At 46.1% G+C, this 22,780-nt stretch carries 12 protein-coding genes; 2 read left to right on the top strand and 10 right to left on the bottom strand.

Features of this window, described 5'->3' with window-relative positions; translation table 11 throughout:
* Window positions 1-107: 107 nt before the first annotated feature.
* The gene (locus NZ043_RS25920; protein WP_339309613.1) at window positions 108-380 is read left to right on the top strand and encodes a hypothetical protein; all 273 of its coding nucleotides are present in this window, start codon (window positions 108-110) and stop codon (window positions 378-380) included.
* 483 nt (window positions 381-863) lie between these two features.
* On the opposite strand, the gene ilvD is transcribed toward NZ043_RS25920, so the two are convergent.
* From ilvD to NZ043_RS25895, 5 genes are all read right to left on the bottom strand, one after another.
* Complete coding sequence (ilvD, locus tag NZ043_RS25915; RefSeq protein ID WP_339309612.1) at window positions 864-2,555, bottom strand: dihydroxy-acid dehydratase; 1,692 nt, start codon at window positions 2,553-2,555, stop codon at window positions 864-866.
* Window positions 2,556-2,570: 15 nt separating this feature from the next.
* Window positions 2,571-3,236, bottom strand: a complete 666-nt coding sequence (locus tag NZ043_RS25910; protein WP_339309611.1) for a GntR family transcriptional regulator — start codon at window positions 3,234-3,236, stop codon at window positions 2,571-2,573.
* Between the two features lie 234 nt (window positions 3,237-3,470).
* Window positions 3,471-5,075 (bottom strand): extracellular solute-binding protein, encoded by a 1,605-nt coding sequence (locus NZ043_RS25905; RefSeq protein WP_289389300.1) that lies wholly within the window; start codon window positions 5,073-5,075, stop codon window positions 3,471-3,473.
* 132 nt (window positions 5,076-5,207) lie between these two features.
* A complete protein-coding gene (locus NZ043_RS25900) occupies window positions 5,208-6,098 on the bottom strand; it encodes a carbohydrate ABC transporter permease (protein ID WP_029880772.1) in 891 nt (296 codons plus the stop codon).
* A 28-nt stretch (window positions 6,099-6,126) separates the two neighbouring features.
* Window positions 6,127-7,038: an ABC transporter permease subunit gene (locus tag NZ043_RS25895; protein ID WP_339309610.1), complete on the bottom strand. Its 912-nt coding sequence runs from the start codon at window positions 7,036-7,038 to the stop codon at window positions 6,127-6,129.
* A gap of 268 nt (window positions 7,039-7,306) precedes the next feature.
* Between NZ043_RS25895 and NZ043_RS25890 the strand changes: the two genes are divergently transcribed.
* Window positions 7,307-9,064, top strand: coding sequence for a sensor histidine kinase (locus NZ043_RS25890; protein ID WP_339309609.1), 1,758 nt, complete (start codon window positions 7,307-7,309; stop codon window positions 9,062-9,064).
* Window positions 9,065-9,132: 68 nt separating this feature from the next.
* Here NZ043_RS25890 and NZ043_RS25885 read toward each other — a convergent pair whose 3' ends face one another.
* From NZ043_RS25885 to NZ043_RS25865, 5 genes are all read right to left on the bottom strand, one after another.
* Entirely contained in the window at window positions 9,133-11,244 is a 2,112-nt protein-coding gene (locus NZ043_RS25885) for an alpha-galactosidase (protein WP_339309608.1), read from the bottom strand.
* Between the two features lie 179 nt (window positions 11,245-11,423).
* Window positions 11,424-16,019 (bottom strand): S-layer homology domain-containing protein, encoded by a 4,596-nt coding sequence (locus NZ043_RS25880; protein WP_339309607.1) that lies wholly within the window; start codon window positions 16,017-16,019, stop codon window positions 11,424-11,426.
* A 300-nt stretch (window positions 16,020-16,319) separates the two neighbouring features.
* Window positions 16,320-17,852, bottom strand: coding sequence for a response regulator (locus tag NZ043_RS25875; protein ID WP_339309606.1), 1,533 nt, complete (start codon window positions 17,850-17,852; stop codon window positions 16,320-16,322).
* A gap of 100 nt (window positions 17,853-17,952) precedes the next feature.
* A complete protein-coding gene (locus NZ043_RS25870) occupies window positions 17,953-20,286 on the bottom strand; it encodes a glycoside hydrolase family 95 protein (RefSeq protein ID WP_339309605.1) in 2,334 nt (777 codons plus the stop codon).
* A gap of 100 nt (window positions 20,287-20,386) precedes the next feature.
* Entirely contained in the window at window positions 20,387-22,462 is a 2,076-nt protein-coding gene (locus tag NZ043_RS25865) for an alpha-galactosidase (RefSeq protein WP_339309604.1), read from the bottom strand.
* Window positions 22,463-22,780 lie beyond the last annotated feature (318 nt).

Here is a 22,780-nt window from a genome sequence, read left to right as displayed (position 1 = left end):
AATCAGGTCTTATTTTTTGTTGTAATGCGCTAAACTGAGATCTGAGGATTTAATTTCAGTCCTATATTTTGCTTTTAAACTTCAATCCTTTTATGGCGTTTATCTCTATGACCTTTGAATTAGAGAATAAAAAAAGATGTCGATCTTTATCAGACCAACATCTGCTAGCTCGCTTCCATCCCAAGAATCCCATCATCACTAAACCATATGTTCATGAAGACATTGCTGTCGCTTTTGAGAACGTGAAGCGGGATGATGATTATGCCATTAAGCTTGGTTGGACTCACATCATCATCGCGCATCTAATACGCGAAATTGAATTTGAACAAGTACAGCAACTTCCCGTACAGGACTTATCCAAGAAGCTGAAGATCCTCTAAAGGCTGCTGAATCAGCTTCTAGCATTAAAAATATTTTTATACTGAACAAGTATCTTGACTCTAAAATGGTTATGAGCATATTTGTTTACAAGCGGTACAGCACTAAGCTGATAATCTGCAGTTAATTGTGGGTTTCCAACTCCGTTGTGTAAGGCTGGAACACAAGGTATAACAATAAACAAACATGTACTAAGAAAAAAACAGCCAGCGTATAATCAAAAATTCATATGGCAAGGAGTGTATCTATATTCCGTCCTCAGTTAATATGAGTATAGTCACCGGCAACAAGAACTTGTACCGATAAAACAAAAAAAAGCCGCTAATATAGCGACTTTAATGGGAACATGTCTTATCCCTCGAAATCGTCTAATAAACTCAGTACACAGCCCATTATTAAACAAAAAACCCCCCCGTTAATTTTCAAATAATGAAACTAACGGGGGTATAAAAATTTAATCTTTACAAAAAGTATTCTTTATTTGTTTATTCCATCAAATCTGTTACTGCCCCTTTAGAAGCGGAGGAAACTAATTTAGCATATTTGGCAAGTACACCGGATTTCACTTTCAGTGGCGGTTGTACCCAAGCTTGCGCTCGAGCGGCCAACTCTTCTTCTGGCACTTCAACCTTAATTTCCTGAATGTCGCTATCAATGGTGATAATATCTCCATTTTGGAGCAAAGAGATCGGTCCACCTACTTGTGCCTCAGGGGATACATGGCCGACTACAAATCCATGCGAGCCACCCGAGAACCTACCATCTGTTATGAGAGCAACTTTCCCACCGAGACCTTTCCCTACAATGAGTGCTGTAACGGAAAGCATCTCAGGCATACCTGGTCCACCCTTCGGTCCACAATAGCGTATGACCAATACGTCCCCTTCTTGAATTTCATCATTCATGATCGCTTCTGTCGCTTCATCTTCGCTATCGTACACCTTTGTCGGTCCGGAAAACTGTTGTATCTTCATGCCTGACATTTTGGCAACAGCGCCTTCAGGAGCTAGGTTTCCTCGAAGCACAACCAGTGGTCCATCTGGTTTAAGCGGATTATTGAGTGGACGTATAATCTCTTGATCATTCTGAAGTGGAGTAGCTTCCGCTAAATTCTCCGCCAACGTTTTACCAGTTACGGTGAGGCAATCCCCATGAAGTAATCCCTCAGCGAGCAATAGCTTCATTACCCCGGAAACACCACCAATATCATTCAAATCCTGCATGACATACTGACCACTTGGCTTCAGATCTGCCAAATGAGGAACACGCAAGCGAATTCGTTCAAAATCATCCAAGGTTAAATCCACTTCTACGGAGTGCGCAATAGCTAGCAGATGGAGAAATGCGTTGGTTGATCCCCCTAGAGCCATAACAACGGTGATCGCATTCTCAAATGCTTTCTTCGTCATAATGTCTCTTGGGTAGATTTCCTGTTCAAGAAGTGAGATGACCTGCTTACCGGCTGCTTCGCATTCCAATGCTTTATCCGCTGAGATAGCTGATGTCGAAGAAGAACCAGGCAAACACATACCCATTGCTTCTGCAGCTGCGGCCATCGTATTAGCGGTATACATCCCCCCACAAGCCCCTGGACCTGGACAAACACTGCATTCGACCTTATGCAATTGTTCATCTGTTATTTTTCCATCTTGATATTGCCCAACGGCTTCAAAAGCTGAAACGATATCCACTTTTTTACCGTCGAGATTACCAGGTTGAATGGTTCCTCCATATACATAAACGGAAGGAATATTCATCCGTCCAATAGCCATCAAACATGCAGGCGTATTCTTGTCACACCCACCGATTGCAACAACGCCGTCAAAACGCTCGGCTCCGGTCACAATTTCAATCGAATCAGCTATAGCTTCCCGACTTGGTAGCGAGAACAACATCCCGCCATGCCCCATCGAGATCCCATCAGAAACGGTAATCGTATTAAAAATTAGTGGAGCACCGCCGTTATTACGTGCGCCCTGCTTAGCTTGCACCGCTAAATCATTGATGTGCATATTGCACGGTGTTACTTCACTCCACGTACTTGCTATTCCGATCATTGGCTTTTTAAAATCCTCATCTTGAAATCCAACTGCACGCAGCATCGCTCTGTTCGGTACCCGGTTAGCACCTTCACTGATTACCTTGCTTCGAATGCGAAGATCTTTTTTATTTTCCATGTTTCTTCCCTCATTTCAAAGTATTTCGTTCAGTTCCTGCATCGGTCGAATAAAATTTTGTTTCATTAAATTATGGGCATCGTTGCTATTTTTGCCTTCAAAAGCTTTAATAATCTGATCATGTTCTTCAACTGAAGCTAGTGTAGCCGTAATAGGTTGTTTTAAAAATACGTATTTAAATCGCCTAATGTGAATCTGAAGAGATGTATTAAATGTAGCTACATAAGGATTATCTGAGAGCTCCACAATATAATTATGAAATTGCTCATCCACCTCCATAGCCTGATAAACTTGTCCATTTTTAATAGAACTTGCGAATTCCAAATTTATGGATCTTAGTTTCTCGATCTGTTCTGGAATAATAGTTTGGGCGGTGATTTCAGCAGCTAAGGCCTGAAGAGCAGCCATCGTTGAATACATCTTAAAAATATCGTTTTTCTCAATATTCGTTACTTTTGTTTCTTTTCCTGGATGCATGGACACGAGGCCTTGAACTTCGAGTAACTGAAATGCCTCCCGAATCGGTGTCCGGCTGACTCCAAGCGATTCAGCCATTTCCGCATCAATAAGCTTTTCACCTGGTTGCAGTGTTCCATCAATGATCCATCGCTGAATCTGAGAAAACGCTCTTTCTTTTGCGGACATACGGACTGGTAAGGAAAAATCTTTAGGAATTGGCATTGTTTTCATCCTCATTACAATTATTCTTATATGCAATATATCGCATACACAATCGAGAAGCAATTATTATTTCATTTTTTACTCGCTCCATTAAAGACAAAAAAACATTGCATTGCCGTACCCCATCTATTTTATCCCAATAAAAACCCGTTAATCTCATCAAATCACAGATTAACGGGTTTAAGAAAATTTAGGTTTTTTGATATAAGCGTTTATTTATAAGTTGATTTCCAATTATTTCGAAGACCACAGTTCCATACGCTGAGCATATTTCTCGTTGATGATATCTTCTACTTTCTCATCGCCAGCCTTTTTCATATCCTCCAGCATCTTGTCGAACACGGAATTGGCTTCGGCCTCACTTGGGGCAATAATGGCTCTCGTAATGCTCTGATCCATAATATCCTTCACTTTCTGGGCCGTCAGCGCTTGAGGTGTTCCCCCATCCGGATTCAGGTTGTCATACTGTGCTGTATCCCATACGGAATCGCCCAGACTCTTAATGGCCAGTTCATCCACTTCACTGCGCTGGAATTTAACCGCCATGTCATACGGCTGTCCGTTCGGGTCCAGACCATTTTTGATAAACCATAACCATTTGCGAACGCCGCTTTTCTTCACCGTATCATCCCAATTATCCTTGAAGCTTTGCAGGAATTCAGGTTTCGGTTGCCGCTTGCCATCCACCATGGTGTACTGTTCGCCTTCCTTGCCCCACAGCAGCAAATGCTGTCCTTCATCACTCGCCAGATAATTAAACAGCTTTATCGTTTCTTCCGGGTGTTTGTTGTTTTTGGTAATTGCGATCGCATCCCATCCAAGCGAACTTCTTGGGCCAAACGTCGTTTGAGCCGGATCTACACCTGGAGCAACAACTTTGTAAGCAAAGAGTTGATTCTTTTCCCCGCCGTCCTTCTTCAGGGCCGCATTCCCGTTCCCCGGGTCCCAATATGCACCTGGGGTAGCGAATACCGCTCCAGTCGTCAGCTTTTGAATCCAGGTCTGTGTTTTGCTGATCGCAAATTCCTTTTCGATCAGACCTTCTCTATATAAGCGATTCATATATAACAGCATTTCGCGATATTTGGGGTCCTTGACATCATATTGCAGACGTCCGTTGTTGTCATAATACGTTTTTAAGCCCCACATGCCTTTGAATGTTCCCAGATTTGCGCCCATGTTCTCACCGTTCATCGTCATCGGAATGGACTCTTTGCCATCAATCGTATTGTATTTCTCTTTAAAATTTTTCAGGAGTGATTCGAATTCATCTGTTGTGAGTGGCTGTGAACCATCTGCTTTATCCGGAAGGAACTCTTCCAACAGGCTCTGTCTCATCAGCATACCGAAGACCGGATCACTGTCGAGTCCATACCAGTTTGCCAGATAGTAGTTCTTGCCGTCAGTATTACGTGTTTTGGTCAAGGTGTCTCCGTACATTTCTTTCAGATCAGAACCATATTTCTCAATTAACTCATCCAGTGGAATGAATGCCCCGCTTGAAATGTATTTGTCGAGGGAAGCATCTCCCCGGCTCATGACTACCACATCCGGATAGTCACCACTGGCGAGCATCAGGCTCAGTTTTTCCGTTGGATTACCTGTTGGCTGCTGGATGGAGATCTCTATGCCCGTCTTTTTGGTAATTTCCTGGGCAACTGCATCGGTAAATGGTTCTCCTTTTGTATTGCCATCAAACCAGGTCAGCGTAATCGGGCCTTGTTCCCCATCTTTACCTGCTGTTTTGTTCTCCCCATCGTTAGAGGAGCAGCCCGCTAACAAACCAACGACTAATGCAGCAGTCATACCCATCGTAATCCATTTTTTTGTCTTTATCATTGACACCCTAATTCCTCCCAATGAATAAATTCCTAAAGTGCATGATCGAGCAATTACAAAACAATCTTGGCCCACCCCCTTTCAGGAGAGGTCGCAGGACGAGTCCGTCCCACAACCGGATCATGGAATCGCTTAACTCTTTACCGCTCCCAAAGTCATACCTTTAACAAAGTACTTTTGCAGGAACGGATACACCATCACGATTGGTAATGTGGCTACCATCGTAGCAGCCATTCGAATGGTATCGCTGGAAACGGCATTTCGTTTGGCCGAGTTGGCCAGCATTTGCGTTTGCGAAATCATGCCACCGGTCTGAAACTGATTTAATATTTTCACGAGCACGGCTTGCAGAGTCTTCAGATCCGAACTATAGGTGAACGCATAGGAATCAAACCACGCATTCCAATGCCCGATCGCTTGAAAAAGTCCCACTGTTGCAAGTACAGGTGTTGTCAGCGGCATCACAATTCGGAAGAAAATGGTCAGATCGTTAGCCCCGTCTACCCTCGCCGATTCTTCAATCTCATGGGGTAGCTGTTCCATGAAGGTACGGACAATGATCATATAGAAGACATTCATCAGACTTGGCAAGATGAACACCGAAAAGGTATCAATCATATTCAGCGCCTTAAGCACCATGTAGAACGGAATCAGTCCGCCACTGAAATACATGGTAAAGATAAAGTACAGGTTCCATCCTTTGCGACCAATTAGATTCCGCCGACTTAGCGGATACGCAAGCATCGTAATGACGAGAACCGATAGCGGTGCGCCAATCAGCGTTCGTTTGACGGTTACCCACAGCCCGTTTAAAATCTCGCTATCTTTCAAAATCTGCTGATAGCTGTCCAGTGTCAGATCTCTGGGCCACAGATAAACGCCGCCTCGCACCGTATCCTCCGCGCTGTTCAATGAAAGAACGAGTATATTCCAAAATGGAAGAAATGTAACCAGTAATACGAGAATAAGAATGAAATATACAATAATTTTGAAAATACGATCCCCGAATCGGTTCAGAATCATTACAAGCGCTCCCCTCTGTCTTTTGTAGTTAGAACAACGCCTGGTCGTTCACTTTTCTGGAAATCCGGTTCACGATAAGAACAAGAATGAAGGCGACAACGGATTTGAACATTCCCACAGCAGCACCATAAGAGAACATGCTGTTTTGTAGTCCGTATTTGTAAGCATAAATATCAATAACTTCGGAGTATTCAAGCACGGTATTATTTTGCAGCAGGTATTGCTGTTCAAATCCTGCATTCAAAATGCCTCCGACCGCGAGAATAGCCAATATGACAATTGTAGGGCGCATGGACGGCAGTGTTATATGCCACATTTGCTTGAATCGGCTGGCTCCGTCCACCCTGGCCGCTTCGTAGAGCTCCGGATTAATGGAAGCGATTGCGGCAAGATACATAATGGCACTGAACCCCATTTCTTTCCACATATTCGACAATGCGATAATCCACCAGAACAGAGGCCCGTTTTGCAAAAATGCAACTGGTTCTTTGACAATGCCCAGCAGAACCAGAATATTGTTAAGCATTCCATCCGAAGCCAGCAGCGTAATCACAATGTTGGCTGCAATAACCCATGAGATAAAATGCGGCAGATAAGAAACCGTCTGTACAAAACGTTTGAAAAATCCCTGTCTCGCTTCATTCAGTACAAGCGCAAGGATGATTGGAGCAGGAAATCCGAAGAACAGTGTCAGCAAGCTTGTCGCTAGCGTATTACGCATAACCCGATAGAAATCCCCTGTAGTAAAGAAATACTCAAACCACTGGAAACCTACAAATTCGGCATGGAAGAACTGATGTAAGAACGATCCCCCACCCGGCTGATAGTTTGTAAACGCCATATATAGTCCAAACATCGGACCATAGGAAAATAGCAATGTCGCAATGAAGGCAGGAAGCATAAGCACGAATAACCATTTTTGCTCTTTTAGTCTGCTCATCAGATTATTGCTCCTGACTGTTTTGATAGCGCTTACCTTATGCATTAAGTACCCTCCCTTTTTCTATACAGCAGCATGGTCAGCCATAACTTGATTCAACTTCTCTCCTATTAATCATAAATTTGACACGGATTACTCGCCATAGTTGAATTCTCCGAAAGATACCGCTTTTTAAAGATGTTTTTGTGCAAAGAGAGGATTGGATTTCCATATTCACTCTGCTATGATGAACTGTGCAACGAATATTCAGTCAAGAGAGGGCTTCCGGATGCGCCAATTTTATAGAAAATTTATGTACATGCCTTTTGTAAACCTGAGTTTTCGTTCCAAACTGTTTATGGTATTTGTTCTGGTCACGATCATTCCGATGATGCTGTTGGTTTATTTTTCCTATGAGCTCACCAAAACGAAGCTTACTGAGCAGATTTACATCAACATGACAAACTCAACGGCTCAGATTACTAAAAATCTGGAGAACAAACTGGATAGCTACGAACACATTTCCGCCTCCATTTATTTGGATAACCGCCTTGCCAATTACCTTACAAACGAGTATCAGGATGATCCATCTTATCTGGATGTCTATAATTATATTGGCAATCGAATCGACACCGTGATGGCTGCCTACCCTGATTTTGATAGCGCATTCATTTATTCGAATAATCCGTCGCTGCCCAAAGACAATTATTATATCCGGCCGATCACACCGGAAGTTCAGGACACGGAACTGTTTCACAAGCTGCAGCAATCCTATGGGAACATTATTCATCTCTCCACGCCGCAGACAGAGAACGGACCTGCCATGTTTACACTCGCCCGGCTGCTGAACAACAATAGTAATCAGTACCCCTACGGGATGCTGGTCTTTCAAATTTCCGAGTCGGTCATCTATTCTCTCATGGAAAAAGAAGCAGGTGGCAAAGATATTTTTATTATCAATGACAAGGGTATGATTCTGTCTTCAGCGGACAAACAGTTAATCAATACAAGCCTGCCCGAATTGCTTCATCAGAATTTGGACGAGACGCCTTCAGGCAGATTTGATACAACATATCAAGGCGTGAAGGCTCTAGCCGTCTATAACACGCTCAAAAATGGCTGGAGAACGGTGTCCATTTTCCCGTATGACAGTATTATCAAGGATGCTAAATCCCTCTCTCAGCTCATTATCAAAATTTCTCTGGGCTTCATCGGCGTGGCGCTGCTGCTCATCTATATTACTGCTTCGCTGTTTAGCAATCGTATCAGGACGTTAATTCGGATGATTCGGCGGATTGAGCGAGGGGATTTCAACCCTACTCATGAGGAGCAAATGGGCAGTGATGAGATCGGACAGCTTCACTTTGCATTCGAACAGATGACAACTCGGTTGAAAAGCCTGGTTACAGAAGTCTACCAGAAAGAGCTGCAGAGCAAGGAAGCCGAACTGGACCTGCTTCAAGCTCAGATCAATCCTCATTTTCTGTATAATACACTCGGTTCGATCTCTTCTCTGGCCGTGAAGCATCAGGATCCACAGATTCAGGATATGGTTCTTCATCTGGCCAAGTTTTATCGAATATCCCTGAACAAAGGAAAGAGCATCCTGACCATCAATGAGGAGCTGAAACTGACCAAGAGTTATAATGCCATTCAACTTATACGGTTTAAGGGCAAGCTGAACATCATCTACACGATAGATCAATCGATCCTGCCTTACTCGACCGTGAAGCTTGCGCTGCAGCCTTTTGTGGAGAATGCAGTGATTCACGCTCTTTGGAATCAGGATCGGCCTCTAAATATCCATATCAAGGGTGTCATCGAGAACAATAGTATCATCTTATCGGTTATAGACGATGGCATGGGTATGCGGCGAGAGAAGCTTGAGGCTTTGTTTGAAGAGAAAGAAGGACGGGGTTATGGCATTTCAAATGTGGATCGGCGGATTAAGCTGAAATTTGGTGAATACTACGGTGTTAAAGTGTATAGCAAACTAGGTATGGGAACTACCGTACAGATCCGTTTGCCACAAAAAGAGATCCAATAAAAAAGGAGTGCGATGCAGCCGTTATCGGCCTGCAAAGCACTCCTTTTAAACCGTTCTACAACATCCTATTATACCCGCTCACGAATACGATACACCAGGCTGTCGAAATCGCCGCGCAGAGGCAGCTCCACCCCGATGTTCATCAGCGCACGGCCACTGACCGTTAATCCCAGTTCTTCAATGAGATAGGTCTTGTCAGCTTGAAGGCCTGCCAAACGGAGTCTAGGCAACGGTTCACCCAGCTTCTGCGAGTGAAGAAAAGCGAACAGCACATGGTCACTTGCGGCGGCATCACTGTACTGGACAGCAGTAACCCCCTTATGGCGAAGCGAAGTCAGGCGGAATTGTCTGCCGAATTGCACCAGGTGGCGAATGGATTTGTACTGACCGATGAATTCCCCGGACTGTTCAATCCATTCATCACTCCACTCGTTCAGATTGGAGCCGACACCAAGCGTGCCCATCATTGCACTGTGGAAACGATACTTCAGCGAGACGTTGCGACCGTTCATTCCTGTAGGTGACTCGGTTACCCAACAGGTCATCATACGTGGTGCGTACGTATACGAGAAACCTTCCTGAATGCTCAGGCGGTCGAACGCATCCGTGTTATCACTCGGCCAGGACTGATCGGCATAACGGAAGATGCCCAGATCAATCCTTGAGCCGCCTCCTGCGCATGTCTCAAACTCTACATCCGGGAACTTTGCTCGGAGCCGTGCCCAGATATCATAGAGACTCTGGACATGCCTTACCCATACTTCTTTCTGGCGGTTATTGGGGTGACCCTTCATGCCCGGCTCCGTGATCGTCCGGTTCATGTCCCATTTAATGAACTTAATCTCATGATTACCAAGCAGTTCGGTCATAAAATCGATAATGTATTGCTTGACCTCCGGCTTGGAAATGTTCAGCAGCAGCTGATTGCGAAGCTCCGTCCGTCCCCGGGTCTCAAAATGATATACCCAGTCCGGATGTGCTCTATAGAGATCACTATCCGGGTTAACCGACTCCGGCTCCACCCATATGCCGAATTCCATCCCAAGTCCGTGAACCCGGTCAATAAGCTCAACAAGTCCGTTCGGGAACTTCTCTTTGTTCACGTTCCAGTCGCCCAACCCCGCACGGTCGGAATGCCGCTGCCCAAACCAGCCGTCATCCACAACGAATAGTTCCACACCCATTTTGGCTGCCCTTTCGGCAAGTGCCATTTGGTCCTGGGCGTTAACATCGAAATAAGTAGCTTCCCAGGAGTTGTACAGCACTTTACCGATTTCACTGCGCGGCAGTATGTAATTGTATTGGTACTGATGCAAGCGATGGCTCATGCCGCCAAAGCCCTCAGAGCTGAATCCGCCGACAAAGACAGGCGTCTCAAACGTTTCTCCCACACCCAGCAACCATTCATTGTCAAAATCATGGATGCCACCTGTCACCCTCACATGTGTGAATGGCGTCTTCTCTGCAACAATCTTCCAGTTACCGCTCCAGGCAAGAGCACCAAACCATACCCCACCGCCGCTTTCTGTGGAAAGACCATCATCAATCGCAAACCATGGGTTGGCATGACCGTCCGTGAAACCTCTCCGCGATTCAAGTACCTTTTTTCCCTCTGTCAAAATGGTATTGCGCAGTTGGAATTCACCTGACCATTTCCCCGTAACATGCGTCAGGCGGTAATCCTGGAGATATGACAAGGTCCAGGCTGCGGATTGCATGCTTTCCAGCACGATATCCTCCTGTCCCTTATTTACGATATTAGCGTACCGCTCCACCAGGTCGAATTCCGGGATGACCCGATATACCAGCTGTGTTTCAAGTGCATACACCTGATCCTTCAACGTAATAATCAGCGTCTGTCTGCCATCCTGTTCAATGATCTCGTGACAGTCATATCTAACCTGAAGATCGCGGACACCATCAGACATGCGCAGTTTCAGAGATGGCTCTGTATAAGATGCGCCTCCCCAGAAGCTGTACTCCTCCACCTCTCCTTCCACTTCCGCGTCAAAAGAGCTGTGGGATTGTAGATGGAGCAAAGGGACACTGTCCTCGATACTCACTGGATCTCCCCAATACAGATGCTGAAGGTGCTCTCTCTCATTAATTCCGAAAATATAGGATGAATGTTGTGTCTGTATTGCAAATATACGCAATTGTTCATGATATTGAATCGTCATGTTTACCCCTTTCAGGTTCCGGTTATGGTACCTATATGCTGTGTGTTGTGAACATACATATTATTGTAGGAAGCAGCAGGCGGATTAGCCATATCGCAATCTTACAATCCATAGGGGAAATCATCTGTCATCTCAAAGTTATGAAAATAAGGCTGCGATATAATTCGCAGCCTTAAAGCTTACTTCAAAATCAGGTTATAAATGACCTGAGCCGCTTCTGCCCGGGAAGCAATCCCTTTAGGCACAAACTGTCCCTGTCTTTGGCCTTGGACCAGTCCCAATCGGGCTGCATCCTTCACCGAAGCCGTTGCCCATGAAGAAACCTGATCCATATCGGTAAACAAGATATCTGTAGAACCAACAGGCGGTACTTTCCCAACATTCCGCTCATAAGCTTTCATCAGCATCACCGTAATTTCTTCACGAGTAATCTGTGCGTCCGGTTGGAAACGGGCTGCGCTTCGGCCGTTTACAATACCAGCTTGGATCGCAATCGAGATGGGTTCCGCGTACCAGGCATCTGTCGCTACATCTGTAAAGTGTACTTCCCCTGCTACAGTCAGTCCCAGGGAATGAACGAGCATAGTGGTGAATTCAGCGCGGGTGACAGCGCGTCCTGGCTCAAATTGATCTACATGTGTGCCTTCAACATAGCCCTTTGCTACCAACTCCTTGATTACAGTGCTGGCCCAATGATTGGCGGGAACATCGGTAAACGTCCGATCCAGTTCCAGAACGGCATACTTGCTGAAGTGGCTCACTTTAGTCGTTAATACGCCATTCACGTTATCTGATTTGAGAAATTCCAATGTCCCATTTTCGTTAATATAATATATTCCTCCCTGCTTAACGTTGAAGCCTTCAGCCGCTGCCAGGCTCAGCGTAACCGGGTGATTGAACGAAGAAAGTATTTCGGTTGTACCTGATTTGGTTGTTGCCGAAAGGCTGAATTCAACGATTTCTCCCTTAAGGGAAACCGTTGACCGGGAGGAAGATTTCACTGCAGCAATGACCTCCTGGGCCTTGCTTCCAAGGGCAAGCATTTTCAAGGAAATCGTACTATCTTCCCGTTGCCCAGCTGGTAGCTTGCTCAACAGCTGTTGGAACAAACTTGCAGGTATTTGTAGGGTTAGCTTTACTGATTTTACTTCCAGTGTATGGTTGCCGAGTTGGCGTAAGACAGCTGATGACAGTTGCAGCTCCTGAGTACCAGCCTCGATGTCTATAACGACTTTCCCTGCCCCACTGTCCACCTTCAGCATATCGGCTGTGATGACCCGTGTTGCTGTATCGTTCTGCGGAGTCGCGCTGTTGCCCGAGTTCCCACTCCCGCTAGTATTACTGTTATTACCATTGTTGCCATTGTTGCCAGGATTACCTGGATTGCTTGGATTACTTGGGTTGCCTGGATTTTCTGGATTGACTGGTTTTTCGGTCACTTTAACCAATTTCGATTCAGCCGGTCCCAGCGAGATGGACCATGCACCCGTGGCTGACGAAGATTCACCTGTCCACAAGTCTTTTAACGTGTAGGTTTTGGATTCATTCAATCCGGCACGACCCAGATTAATCGTTTTGTTCGCTGAACTATTGGCGCTGTAATTAAATACGGCGAGGTAATAATCATTGCCGTCTTTCAGAACAAACGTATCTGCGGCATTTGCATTCGTATTTCCTTCAAGCGGCTTGAATACTTTGCCTTTCAGCGCCACCTGAAGAACATCCGTGTTATTGTACAATGCTGTCATGTATTCCTGTGCCTTGGGATCGTTCACATCATCGGAATCCATCATCACCGTGCCGGCAATTACACCGGAATTCACCCGGCTGCGGGCTTCCTCCAAGCTTGAAGCACGGCTTAATACCAAATGATCTGGGTCTGTATAAGAATAGATCGTTCCATTTTGCCAGAAGCCATAGGTCAGTGAATTGAGCATATACTCCGTTTCATTGATTTTGCCATAGGTGTCGCAGGAGATCCGTCTGCTGTGCGCATATTGGCTCGGAAAGATCGGTGCAATGGACGCACTAATAAACATTTTTCCATCCAATCGCTCTTCGACATAACGCATCCCTTCATTGTAAGCCTGGATTCCTGTCGTCACGGTTGTATCATAATGCTGACCTTCCAGTGAGCCGTGGGTTAGGAAATCCAGTTTGATGAATGTGAATCCAAGTGATTTAAACTTATCCAGAAAATAATTCATGCGCATTTTGCTCCCCGGATGAGTCACATCCAGTGCATATGCTCCATCCAGTGTCGGCAGAGGTTTACCCTCAGCATCCTTGAGCACAATATCACCATACGTATATTGTCCGTTGGTACCATCTACTTTTTGGCTCATATCGTTGCCCCAATACACAAATGGTCCCCAATAGATGCCTGCATGCTGACCATTGTCCTTAATGACAGATACGGCTTGGGCAAGCTCAGCATCACTTAGATTGTCCCAGTAGGAATCCATATTAATGAATACATTGCCGTTATTGTTGAACTTCTTAAGATTGTTCTTGAAATAATTGGACACATCCACTACGTTCTGATACGAAAGCCCGCTATCATAAGCTCCCCAGCTATTCCAACCTACTGGAACACCTTGTGGCAGCTCCGGATTCAACGCCAGCGGAGGAGTAATAATCGCATTGACTTTACCGTATTCTTCAAGTCCTATACGGTAGTCACTGAAACCACCTACCATAATCAGTGGTGAGGACAGTTCAGTACCAGTCAGGCTGCCATGTGGCTGAGTATCGCGAGTAACGTCACTCGCTGCACCACCATACACAGCAAATTCATTCAGACGATTAGCTGAGCCTTTCCAGTCAATACCGGTCTTCCAGGTGTCATGGGTTACTGAACCGATCACCAGACCGTTACGTGTCGAGTTATTGAATACCGTTGTCATCTCATAGCTGGTATCCGCCCGGTTCATCGTTTGAGATTTATAGCGAATCCAAGCGTCATTGTCAAATGGCACTGTCAGTACACGATTATCCGAGCTGACGCCGATATCCACACCGCCCGTATTTTTAACCGTAATTGGTGACATGTAATTACTCTGGATCTCTGTATCACTGATGGCGTCCAGACGGTTGAGGAAATACGATTTATCATCATAAAACCGATAGACCTGCTTCATGGTTGGTTTGCCAGTTGACGTATGAACAAAGCTCAACTCAATGCCTTTGCCGAATCCATCCTGAATCTCCAGCGGTGCTCCACCGCTCGCATGACTCTCATAACCTTTGGTTTCCACAAGACTCTCACCAAGTTTAATGCTGCTGAAAATCCCCCGCATCTTCTGTCCTTCTGCCCAGCTATAGCCGACGAATCCAGTCTGGGTATTATAAGACACTTCGTATTGTCCGTTCGATACCAAAAGACCATGAGTGTAATCAGTCACCGTAATTTCCCCGTATCGTTGCGAGTCACCCGGTGTTCCCAGATCGTCATCTCCTTCACCTGGATTTTCGTGTTCTGTCTCTATCGCAGGCTCTACGATAATCCGGTCCAGATCGGGAGAATAGCCATTGTTGTCTGAAAAGGTAATCGTATTCTCGCCTTCAGTTAATGGGAGTGTAAGATCATACGTACCTACCGTATCCCAATCCGGTGTTTTGGGCAGGTCGTGAAACTGCTCTTCCCCGTTATTTGCGCGGACATAGAAACTGCGCGGATCACCGGAAAAATAGGCAACCGTAACACGGTAATTACCTGTCATCGGGGCTATAATCTTATTGAATGTTAAGGAGCTCCCGCCATTCAGATATCCGACCTTTTTGCCACCTGATGCTGAGGGGCTGTCCGTTACACGCGCTTCACCAGTCAGCGTATTGTCCGAATCTTCGGCTTCATAACTAATTGTATACGGAATCACTTCAATTCGGTCCAAATCAGGGGAGTACCAGTCATGATCCGAGAACGTGATGGTATTGACACCCTTATGAAGAGATACCTCCACATCATACGTGCCAATCGTGTCCCAGCTTGCCGTTTTGGGCAGATCAATCATCTCGTCCGTGTCATTGTTCACCTGCATATATACAGGTCGCTGATCACCAGAAATATAAGATATTCGGATCAAATATGTACCATCTGCTGGTACGTTGATATTCGTAAATTGCAGTGAACTGTTTTTGTTCAGATCGGTTACTTTCTTCCCACCCGAACTAATGCTGCTGTCCACCACCTTGGCATTGCCTTTCAAAATATTGTCGGCCGCTTCTGCCTCAATAATTGCACCATGCAAATCTTTCTTCCAGTCGTCTCCGCCTCCTTCCTCTGGAGGACTACTGTCCAAACCGCGGATCACGATCTTGTCGATGTCGGGAGAATACCAGTTGTTGTCATCAATCAGGATTGTGTTGGTTCCAGCGTTCAACGGAAGGGTCACATCATAGGTTCCCACCGTATCCCAGTCGACTGTCTTGGACGGTTCTTCAAATTGTTTCTCCCCGCCGTTCGCACTAATATTGAATGGCCGCGAATCACCTGAAATGTAGTAAACGGAAATTTTATAATATCCTGTTTCACTTACAGTGACATTGTTAAATTGCAAGGAACTGCCTTGGTACATGCCTCCGACCTTTTTGCCGCCTGAAGCTGCCGGGCTATCAGAGATTTGCGCGTTGCCAAGCAAAATATTCCCCGCGGCCTCGGCTTCATAGGTATTCATATCATCGGCGTGAGCTGTTCGGGCGAACTGGCCTCCGCCAACTACCAAGCAAAAAATGATAAAGAACACAAATCCTTTTTTCATCATCCGTCCCAACATAACATGCCTCCATTTTCTAATGATTGAGTTAGATCTCCCTATGCCTATTCCTGCAGTGGTTCACAGCCATTGCCTGTAATCGCTTTCATAAAGAGCTGTTAAATCCCCTCTCTCCTCCTTTCTTTCCTATATGGTTAATTGTAAAAAGGAGGAGGGGGATGTTCCATACCACAATGTTACTATTCATACAGGAAAGCCTCTTTCATTTGCCATATCACAGGTTAGTAAGAGGGAGCCTATTCAAATCATGTTCAAGGAAAACAGAGCATCAATATCATCATTACCAGACAGTCTCTATCGTCACATACTTTTCCTGTATTCGTTGGGTGTTACGCCCTGTGTCTTCAGGAATAGAGAAATAAAATAGGATGTACTCTCATAGCCCACGGTCTGCGCGATATCGTGAATCTTGAGCGAGCCGTCTGCCAGTAGTTCCCTGGCTTTATCCAATCTGATGCGTGTCAGATAATCGTGAATTGTCATCCCTGTTTTGTCCTTAAAAATGGATCTCAAATAGTTCGGTGACAAATAGACCTGATCAGACAGGCTGTTGATGGTAATCGGCTGATTGTAATTCTGGTCGATGAGGGTACGGACCTTGTGAATCAATTTTGCATTTTTGTCCATAAACCGCTCGCCCAGCATGCTCACCGCATCTTCCGCAGTACCGAGAATCAGATCCTCGATCTCATGCAGAGTCAGCGCATTATAGATGGAATGATACAGCTCAGCCCGCTTCGGAACAGGTTTGTGAAGCTGCTCCAGCAGTTCATTCACGAGATCTATCGACCAGTCGCAGATGATTTTTTTCTTGACTCTCAGTGTTGCCAATCCCTCAATATACCCGTGCAGCTTCTGTGCCGCCCATTCAAAATCCAGTCGGTTAATGGAATCGAACCATTCCTTTTGGTCAAAAGGGGGCATATGCTCTGTATAAAACTGATTCGAAACGGTCCCAGCATGAATAATTGTGCCTGAACCTTCATAGAAACGCTCATTCAAGATGGTTCGTGTCTCTTCGTACAGACAGTGAATATGGGATAACGCGGTCTCTTGTCCGCCTACAGCAGCCGTCACCGTAAAATCCAGGGCACTACGGATAGCCTCAGCCAAGTCCTCCCACGCATAATGTCCCGGCTGCTGGGCCGCTTCCATAAATACACCGGTCTCTCCTTCCTTGTAATCCACAAAGATCGCTTTCAGGTTCTTCGCCTTGAAGAAATGATCGAGAAAAGACACCAGACGACCTGTACATTCCTCCAGACTTTGCTGTTCTCCTTCGGCCTCCTTGGGATCGATACTAAACAAGGCCATTGCATATCGGGTGGTCTCAGGTTGCCGGGTTAGACGGCTGAAACTAAAAGCGAGATCCATAGCACGATCCTCATTTTTTTCGTAAGATAACTCCTTCAGGATATTGGCTTTGGCCGCCTCCATGGAACGGTTCTTAATTCCAACTTCGTCACAGCGCTGTTTAACTTTATTGACAACGCTTTCAATTTCGTTTAAATCCAGAGGTTTTAGCATATATCCCACGGCGCCTACGTTGATAGCCGATTTTACATATTGAAATTCATCGTGTCCGGTCAAAAACATCACCTGGATCGAGTCGTAGCTCTCATGTATCTTTCTCGCCAGATCAATACCGTTCATGATCGGCATCTGAACATCGGTAAGAACGATATCAGGCTGGGTGGCCTCAATTTTCTCCATGGCCTCCCTGCCGTTACTCGCCGTTCCCATGATATAGATACCCATCTCTTCCCAACGGATATAATCCCTCATCATCTCAAGTCCCAGTTCTTCATCGTCTACCAAAAAAATACTGTACATCAACGTCCCCTCCCTTTGTATCTTTCTGTCTCTATTATATGTTTTTCCCTCCGTGGGACCATGGTCCATATAAATGAAAGTTATTTTCAAGTATAGATCGTTATTTTACCAACTGTAGCTCGCTATTGAAATAGTAACTTTCGCCTGCTTCGGCATGAAGGATCGTTCTATGTTTGCCCCAACAAATGGTGAACGTTCCTGCAGAGAAAGTATGAATGTTCGTAGAAATTAACTGTCCGTTCTCCCAAACGATATCAACCTCGGCATTCCCTTTTGCTCTCAGCCCGGTTATCGAGCCTGTGCTCCATGCCTGTGGCAGCGCTGGGAGAAGGTGAATCTCGCCCGCATAACTTTGCAGCAGCATCTCCGCTACGACAGCTGTACCGCCGAAATTTCCATCAACGACAAAAATATTACTCTCTGCTCCAGCAATTCCGGATTTGGAATAGGTGAACAGATTATCGAAGCACAGGCCGCCAATCAAATGTGAGAGGTGTTTATAAGCCGTCTCCCCATCATGCAATCTCGCAAAACCCAGTCCCAACAAAGCAGCTGTAAATTCAACATCCTCCAACTCTTCCTGGACCATGCGGTTCTCCAACGTTATCCGTACTGCCGCACTGAGTTCCGGTGTATGGTCAGGTGTAATCTGATTGTCTGGATATAGCGCATACATATGAGACAAATGCCGATGCTCCGGCTGCGCCTCCTCATAATCCTCAAGCCACTCTTGTAACTGCCCTTTCTTGCCGATCTGTAGAGGTGGAAGCTTGCCAATTGCTTCTTCCAGCTTGCGTCCGAGTTCTTTGTCTTTGTTCAAAAGTTCAACTGAATTAAGACAAAATTCAAAGAGCCTGCGCACCAGCATCTGGTCCATTGTTGTTCCCATAGACAGCTGCTGTACCCCCTCTCTCGAATTATCGGGATAAAAATGATTCTCCGGCGAATTGGAAGGACCCGTCACCAGCCAACCGTTCCGAGGATGCTCACACATGTAATCCAGATAGAAGGCCGCGGATTCTTTAAGTACAGGATAAGCCACATTCTCAAGGAAAACACGATCCTGACTGTACTCATAATGCTCAATCAGGTGTGCAGCCAGCCATAATCCGCCTGTAACGTTCAGCCCCCACGAGGTTTCCCATCCAGGCAGCGTAAAGCCCCATACATTGGAGAAGACATGAGCGACCCATCCGTCGCATCCATACACATGACGAGCCGTTTCCCTGCCCGCCTGTGCCAGATCCTCAACATACCGAAACAACGGAAGATGACTCTTCCCCAGGTTTGTAATCTCTGTAGGGAAATAATTCATCTGAGTATTCACATCAAGGTGATAGTCACAGCTCCAGCCCATTCGGCACGCTTCACCATCATTCCAGATTCCCTGGAGATGGAGTGGCAATGGAGAGTTCTCGCGAGACCCCGCGATGGTCAGATACCGTCCATATTGGAAAAACAAGGCGAACAGCTGCGGATCTTCATCTCCACCACTCTGTTCCAACAAACGAATACGCTGATCTGTAGTGAGGCCGGATTTCCCCGTGACCCCGAGCTGAATATCTATCTTGTCAAATTGCTCACAGTAATCGCGGATATGATCCTCTCTCAGTGAGGTATAACCTTTATTTAAAGCTTTCACTAGCGTATAATTGCTCTCTGTTTTCCAATCCGAATCGGTACGACGATAATCCGTGCTTACACTAAAATAAATCCAAGCCTCATCCGCTCCGGTCACGGTCAATCGGTTTCCATCTTTCCTAGCGATTGTCCCCCCGGATACAATCAACTTCAACAGGCCCTTGGCCCATACGCCGCAAGTTCCATCACTATGTACATTTTCCGTTGCCTGTCCTTGGAATTCAAGCGTGTTGTCATCTAAGGCTGCAACCTTGAATGATTCCGTTCCCCCTTCCAAACCTAGCGTAAAGGATACGCCACCAGGAGCTTCGCTCCAAATTCGGGAGGCCAGTATATCATCGGCGTGAGAAGCGAAAACTTCACGTCGAATCGTGGTGTCGTCATCTTTCCAGAACGCCCCAGCCAGTGCATGAGTCAGATCCAGCTCACGTTGGAAGCTTCCAGCTTCATCAGAACCCGGATTCCTCTTCTCAAAATCAATAACAACTTCACATAATCCAAGATGGGTGCCGAAATTACGCTTCTTTGGCTGCAGATGCTGTTTGGCAAGACGATCCCCTTCATCATAATCACCCGAGAAAAAATAGCTGCGCATCTCTTCCAAAGCAGCCTTGCCTCCCGCCGGAGGATACTCCGGGTCAATCTGTCCTGACCAGTAGGTAACCTCGCTCATACTCCACACCTCACGATGCGAAGACGCCATAACCACTGCTCCTATTCTACCATTGCCCAGCGGCAGGCCTTGAGACCAATCCGTAGCAGTAGTTGAATACCATAAAGTAAAATCGTTCATATCATGTCCTCCAGTCCCCAAACAAATAAACGCGCGATCTGTGAGATACAAAAGCGCGCGTTTGACTTTGTTTTTATTTTAAAATCGATCATGGTTCCGCTTAATTATTTGACTCCGATCCGTTTTCCTTCACGGTCAATCTAAAGATTTTGGATTCCGCCGGTTCCAGCGAGACAATAAGCTCTCCAGACGTTTCCCCTTGTGAGCCTTCCCACAGATCTTGCACATTGTATAGGGCATTGGCGTTTAGCCCGGCCCGTTCCAGCGAGATGGATTTCTCCGCAGCCTGTGCAGAATCAAAATTGAAGACGGCGAGATAGAAACTCTTTTCTTCCGGCGATTCCAGGACAAACACGTCAGAAGACAGCTTCCCAAAATCGCTTTCAACTGGACGGAAGGTTTTGCCCATACGAGCAACGTTCAAAATCTCCTTGTTACCTAGCCATTCTTTTGCTCGTTCGGCAGCTTCCTCTTTACGGAAGTCATCCCCGAGTAAAAGCACCGTACCGGCAATGACTGAAGCAGTCAGGCGGCTGCGTCCTTCATGCCAGCCTGTAGCTTCCTGGTTGAAGCTCTTGTATAACACCGAATGATCCGGATCATTGTAGCGATAGAGCGTATTGCTCATCCACCAGCCGTGTGTCAACGAGTTCAACAGATATTCCGTATCCGCAAGTGTACCGAAGACATCACAGGAAATACGGCGGCTGTGGGCAAAAGCATATGGAAATAATGGAGCGATGGACAAGTTTATGAAAAATGGTCGTCCGATTACTTCTGGCGAGAGTTTATGCTGCAAATAAGACATGCCATAGTGATAAGCTGCTATCCCTGTTGTAATACCCGAATTGTGGTGCTGTCCTTCCAACGAGCCATGCGCCAAGAAATCCAGTTTGATATATTCGAAACCTTCGGAGATGAATTTGTTCGTGAACCAATCGATTCTTTGCAGGTTGCCAGGATGTGTCGGGTCTATCGCCAGACCACCGTCTACATCTGGCAGAATTTCGCCCTCACTGTCACGCAGCAGAATATCTGCATAGGTGTATTTGCCGTTCGTTCCTTCGACCGCCTGACCGAACTGATCGGGCCCTCCCCAGAAGGCAAATGGAGTCCAGTACGTTCCGGCTCTATGCCCGTTTTGCTGCACCCGGTCCAGCGCATTCTTCATTTCTTCCGGCGTAAAGTTGTCCCAGAACGCATCAAAGTTGATGTATAACGTTTCCTCATTCTCGAATCCAAGCGGTTGTACTTCATTTTTCAGAAAATCGCTGGTCGCTGTATACAAATCATAGTCCAGATCACTCATGGCTGCGGACCAGCTGTTCCATCCAACTGGGACACCGCCCTCCCACGGTAACTGAGCCTCAATCCAGGTATGCGCCTGACCGTAGGCTTCAAGACCTTCACGGTAGTCTTCATAGAATCCGATGAATACCAGGGGGGATTCAACTCTCGTTCCCTTCACATAACCATGAGGCTGGGAATCACGAGTCAGTTCACTTACGGCACCGCCGTACAGATCAAGTCCCTCGATATGTCCACTTTGTTCGCTTTGCATACGGATCCCTGTTTTCCAAACCTTATGCGTAAGGGAACCCATCACAATTCCCATGCGGCTGTCGGGCGCGAACAAGGCAGTCACCTCGTAACTCTCCACATCCAGTGGCGGCTTGACCACCGTATATCTGACCCATTTGTCGTTATCAAAAGGTACGCGCAGAATGCTCGGTTCATCCTGGCCGGATTCTCCACCGATTGATATGGTTTTGGATTGGATCACAGCCATCCGGTTCGCCTTAAGCTCTTCATCCCCGACTATAGCGGTCTGCACCAGTACAACCGGTGAGGATTCATATATATAGAAATGCTGCTCCAGTTGCGGCAGCAACGAGGCTGTATGCAGAACAACCAAGCGGATGCCTTTTCCAAATCCTTCTCGAACAATATCTTCCTGTTCCTTCAGCTCATGGTTCTGATAATGATCCGTGCTGTATTCCCGGCCCCGCCAGCGAAAAGCACTTCGAATGCCCTTCACATGGGAAGAATGCTTGCCGATGCAGGACACTTCACCATTTTCAAGATTGATCTCCAGGCTCACGTGCCTATTTGTAACGCTTACAAGATTAACATTCTGTTGCTGCACTTGTACGGCTGTATCGCTAGTTAGCATCATATGCCTCCTTATTGTTGCATGCTGTGCCCTGAGCGGAGCTGGTTATGTCTCTCCTGCCCAAGTCTGCCCTCATTATAAAGACCGAATAGAGCATTTTCCATGCAACGATCTTCCGATCCATAACGCGATTTAATTCAATTTAACCTTCTAGGGATGGTTGAACCCGGACTGACCGCTGTTACGCCTTCCGCTGTCCGGAATTTATGCTCCGATGAACCAAATTATCAAGTATAAATTTAAACAACCGATTCCCAGGTAGAAATATCGGGAATCGGTCGTAAGCCAATTTTAGAGTATGAGATCTCAGGTTCTCCGGTT

This window comes from Paenibacillus sp. FSL k6-2145 (genome assembly GCF_037976585.1).
GTDB lineage: Bacteria > Bacillota > Bacilli > Paenibacillales > Paenibacillaceae > Paenibacillus.
Note: the sequence above shows the minus strand (reverse complement) of the source record. Positions and strands in the feature narration are given on the sequence as shown.

Coding starts and splice junctions, on each gene's coding strand:
- NZ043_RS25920 (WP_339309613.1), top strand. CDS start 108: ATGACCTTTGAATTAGAGAATAAAAAAAGATGTCGATCTTTATCAGAC.
- ilvD (WP_339309612.1), bottom strand. CDS start 2,555: ATGGAAAATAAAAAAGATCTTCGCATTCGAAGCAAGGTAATCAGTGAA.
- NZ043_RS25910 (WP_339309611.1), bottom strand. CDS start 3,236: ATGCCAATTCCTAAAGATTTTTCCTTACCAGTCCGTATGTCCGCAAAA.
- NZ043_RS25905 (WP_289389300.1), bottom strand. CDS start 5,075: ATGATAAAGACAAAAAAATGGATTACGATGGGTATGACTGCTGCATTA.
- NZ043_RS25900 (WP_029880772.1), bottom strand. CDS start 6,098: ATGATTCTGAACCGATTCGGGGATCGTATTTTCAAAATTATTGTATAT.
- NZ043_RS25895 (WP_339309610.1), bottom strand. CDS start 7,038: ATGAGCAGACTAAAAGAGCAAAAATGGTTATTCGTGCTTATGCTTCCT.
- NZ043_RS25890 (WP_339309609.1), top strand. CDS start 7,307: ATGCGCCAATTTTATAGAAAATTTATGTACATGCCTTTTGTAAACCTG.
- NZ043_RS25885 (WP_339309608.1), bottom strand. CDS start 11,244: ATGACGATTCAATATCATGAACAATTGCGTATATTTGCAATACAGACA.
- NZ043_RS25880 (WP_339309607.1), bottom strand. CDS start 16,019: ATGTTGGGACGGATGATGAAAAAAGGATTTGTGTTCTTTATCATTTTT.
- NZ043_RS25875 (WP_339309606.1), bottom strand. CDS start 17,852: ATGTACAGTATTTTTTTGGTAGACGATGAAGAACTGGGACTTGAGATG.
- NZ043_RS25870 (WP_339309605.1), bottom strand. CDS start 20,286: ATGAACGATTTTACTTTATGGTATTCAACTACTGCTACGGATTGGTCT.
- NZ043_RS25865 (WP_339309604.1), bottom strand. CDS start 22,462: ATGATGCTAACTAGCGATACAGCCGTACAAGTGCAGCAACAGAATGTT.